Source organism: Caballeronia sp. INML2 (assembly GCF_023631365.1).
Taxonomy (GTDB): Bacteria; Pseudomonadota; Gammaproteobacteria; order Burkholderiales; family Burkholderiaceae; genus Caballeronia; species Caballeronia turbans.
This window is the reverse complement of the sequence record NZ_JALQDH010000130.1, coordinates 1-787: the sequence shown is the minus strand read 5'-3', so window position 1 is coordinate 787 and position 787 is coordinate 1. Positions and strand designations below refer to the sequence as shown.

General features: G+C 64.3%; 1 protein-coding gene and 1 pseudogene. Both read left to right on the top strand.

Annotated elements, in window-relative coordinates; all coding sequences use genetic code 11:
• Positions 1–441: LssY C-terminal domain-containing protein (locus NCT32_RS35685; RefSeq protein ID WP_250491412.1), on the top strand; the 441-nt coding region annotated here is incomplete at its 5' end.
• Positions 438–787 (top strand): annotated as a pseudogene (locus tag NCT32_RS35680) (hypothetical protein); the annotation flags it as partial. The gene NCT32_RS35685 and the pseudogene NCT32_RS35680, both read left to right, overlap by 4 nt.

Here is a 787-nt window from a genome sequence, read left to right as displayed (position 1 = left end):
GCGCAGGATCTTGCGCTGCAAAAAGCACGCGACACGATTCACCAGCGCAATCACTTGCGGCTCTGGCTAAGCCCGATGCGCTACCGGGGCAAGCCTGTGTGGGTCGGACAGATCAGCCGAGACATTGGCGTGCGGCTTACGTGGCACTCGCCGACATTCACGACGCACAAGATTGACCCGGATGTCGACGAGGCGCGCACGGCGCTCGCGGAGGACATGGCGTACTCCCAGAACCTGCAGAAGATCGGATTCGCTCGGGGCGTCGGCGCCGCCCCGCAGGGCACAACGCGTCAGAATCTCACGACGGATCCGTATTACACCGACGGCTATCGAACGGTGCTCGTGTTCGACCGGCAGCCGACGTCGCTCTCCGAAATCGAATTCTTTCCGTGGGAGGCGGCCGCCCGGCTCAACGCGCACCCCTCGGGAGCAAAACGATGAGCGTATCGGCGGCGCTGCGACAGGGGTTGAAGCGTGCCGCCGGCTGCGTTGTCCTCGGGCCCATTCTCGCGGGCTGCGCGACCTGGACGGCGCCGACCAGCATCGACGACGCGCCGCTGCGCGAGCGTGCGGTGAGCGCAACGAAGCAGGACGCGAATGTAAGCGTGGCCGTGCTAAGCACCGACGACAGCAAGCGCATGTTCGGCGCAGATATGACCAAGGCCAACATCCAGCCGGTGTGGGTGGAAGTCGAGAACCGGACGTCGCAGAACTTGTGGTTGCTGCACTCCGGAACCGATCCGGATTACTTCTCGCCGCTCGAAGTAGCGTGGTCCATGCACACGCT